A 2524-nucleotide genomic window follows, 5' to 3' on the forward strand; every position below is an offset into this window, starting at 1 on the left:
CGGGCATCCGCGGCTTCGGGGACATCGAGGGCGACGATCAGGCGGTCGCGGGGATCAATGAGATTCATCAGTAACCAGTCAGCAGGAAATCGATCGCCGACATGATGTCGGCATGGTGTTCGGACAACTCGGCGACCGGGCCGCGCAACTCGCCGGACGCCAGTGCAGCGAGATCGGCGGTGGACGCCACGACGGCGACGTCAAGCACCGTGAACTCGGGGTTCAGACGCGTGTATGGCTTGCCATAGCGATCTTTCCGCACCAGCGGAATGACCACCCGGGAACTGGTTTCGACCAGATCGGACTGCACATCGAGCAGAAACGGAATGTCCGCACGGCTGGCGCGGGGATTCCGATAGACCTGAAAACGCGCCATGGTCGGTGCTAGAAGGAAATCAGGTCCTTGTTCCACATGCCATCGCGGGCAATTCTTTCGCGGTGATAGGCAATCGCTTCGCGGTTCTCGTCCTGCCACTGCCGGCCGCGCTGTTCGCGCAGCTTGGCAATCAAAGCGTCTTCGAGCACCCGCGACAGATTCAGCTTGTGCGCCCGCGCCTCTTCGAGCACGGCCTTGCTGATCGACAGGTTCACGGCGCGGCGGGCGGGCTTCAGGTCTTCAGTCTTCGCGAGCATGGGCTGATCCAATTCGGGCCTGTGCGCATTGTATGCGCATGGGCCCGCTTTCGGCCGCTACAGCAGCCGCGCGGCAATCGCTTTCAGCACCGCATGGGTGCGATCGCGGGCATCGAGCCGGGCGAGGATTTCGGTCAGATGGTTCTTCACCGTGCCGTCGGAAATGTTCAACGCGCGGCCGATCTCCTTGTTCGAGTAGCCACCAGCGACCAGCCGCAGCACCGCCAGTTCACGTTCGGTCAGGCGCACCGGTTTCGCATCGTCCCGGACGGTGACGCGCCGGGCCGCATCGAGACTCTGCGGCGATACCAGGCTGCGGCCGGCGGCAACGGCGCGGATCGCTGCCGCCAGCGCATCCGGCTCGGCGTCCTTCAGCAGATAGCCCTGGGCACCGGCGCTGATCGCGCCCTGCATCAGCCCCGGATCGTCGAAGGTGGTCAGCAGCACCACCGGCGTGTAATCGCCACGAGCGCGCAGCAGGTGGACTACCTCGATGCCGGAATGGCGCGGCATGCGGATGTCGCTAAGGATCACGTCGACCGCCGTGGCCTGCAGCGCGGCGAGCAAGGCGGCACCATCTTCCGCTTCGATGCTGACCATGAAACCGCCGAGGCTTTCGAGCAGCGCGCGCAGGCCCTTGCGAACCAGCGCCTGATCGTCGGCCAGCGCCACACGCAGCACGGCCTCGCTCATGGCGACACCGGCAGTTGGGCGCTCAAGCGCAGCCCGCCTTCGGGCTGTACGGCAATGCTCAGCCCACCACCGAGCGCGGCCAACCGTTCGCGCATGCCGCGCAGGCCGTTGCCTTCTTCGGGCAGCGATTGGGCGCGGCCGTCGTCCTCGATCTGCAGTTCAATGCCCCCCTCGTGACGCTGCAGTCGCAGCACGATCGTCGTGCAGGCTGCGTGGCGCAGCGCATTGGTCAGGCCTTCCTGGGCGACTCGCAGCAGCGCCTGCGCTTGATCGAGCGTTGCCGGACGCGCCGCCGCATCCAGCTCGAAGCGCAGCACCGGCCGCGACAGCGATGGCGCCAGCGCCCGCAGCGCGGCGTGCAGGTCGATGCCGTCATGGGCGCGCAGGGTATCGACGACGCCACGGACATCGGCGAGCAGTTCATCGGACAGCCGCATGCAATCGCCGACCACCGTGCGCTGCGGTTCGGCCACTTCGCGCTCGATCATCCGCAGTTGCAGCTTCAACGCGGTGAGCTTGTGGCCAGCGACGTCGTGCAGCTCGCGCGACAAGCGCAGCCGCTCTTCGCCGCGCGCCGATTCGAGCAGCAACTGCCGGGTGGCCAGCAGCTCGGCATTGATCGTACGCAGCGCGTCGCGGGCTTCTTCGGCGCGGCGGGCGTAGGTGGTGGTCAGCGCCGCGAACGCCTGGAAGCCGCCATAGGACAGCAGCGCGGGAATCGCACTGGCGGTGCCCCAGTGCGCGATCAGCAGGGCCGCCAGCACGGCGTTGATGGCCAGGGTCAGCAGCAGCGCAGGGCGCAGCGGATAGACCGCGAACATCTGCGCCGCGACCAGGATCAGCAGCACCGCCATCGAGCCGGATTGCGGCAGGCCCCAGATCGCCAGCAGTGCGGCAGCCGCCTGGGCGAGCACCAGCCGCCGCACGGCGCCATCGTCGCCCTGCGGCGCGGTGGTAGCGCGACGCACGAACAGCAGGATCTGCAGCACCAGACCCGTTGCGCCGATCAGGGTTCGCGCATCGAACGCCAGCCGCTCGTTGAGCAGATCGCGCAACGGATCGACGGCAATCGCCAGCCAGGTGATGTACGCGGCCAGGCTCAGCGGCGCCGTCGGCGAGTTCCAGGACGAGCGGGCAGCGGGCGGCGAGGGATCGATCATCCGCCGAGCATCGCAGTACGGCGACAGCGCGCCAAGGG

The 2524-nt window shown here is 67.4% G+C and carries 4 protein-coding genes; all 4 read right to left on the minus strand.

The window, feature by feature from the left end; all coding sequences use genetic code 11:
* Positions 1–67 precede the first annotated feature (67 nt).
* Positions 68–376, minus strand: a complete 309-nt coding sequence (locus Q0D45_RS18850; protein WP_293396487.1) for a CcdB family protein — start codon at positions 374–376, stop codon at positions 68–70.
* 8 nt (positions 377–384) lie between these two features.
* Entirely contained in the window at positions 385–633 is a 249-nt protein-coding gene (locus tag Q0D45_RS18855) for a type II toxin-antitoxin system CcdA family antitoxin (RefSeq protein WP_293396490.1), read from the minus strand.
* A 57-nt stretch (positions 634–690) separates the two neighbouring features.
* Positions 691–1326 (minus strand): response regulator transcription factor, encoded by a 636-nt coding sequence (locus Q0D45_RS18860; protein ID WP_293396493.1) that lies wholly within the window; start codon positions 1324–1326, stop codon positions 691–693.
* A partial coding sequence (locus tag Q0D45_RS18865) for a histidine kinase (RefSeq protein ID WP_293396496.1) occupies positions 1323–2524 on the minus strand: 1202 nt, incomplete at its 5' end. The genes Q0D45_RS18865 and Q0D45_RS18860, both read right to left, overlap by 4 nt.

It is taken from the genome of Nevskia sp., assembly GCF_023266035.1.
Lineage (GTDB): Bacteria > Pseudomonadota > Gammaproteobacteria > Nevskiales > Nevskiaceae > Nevskia.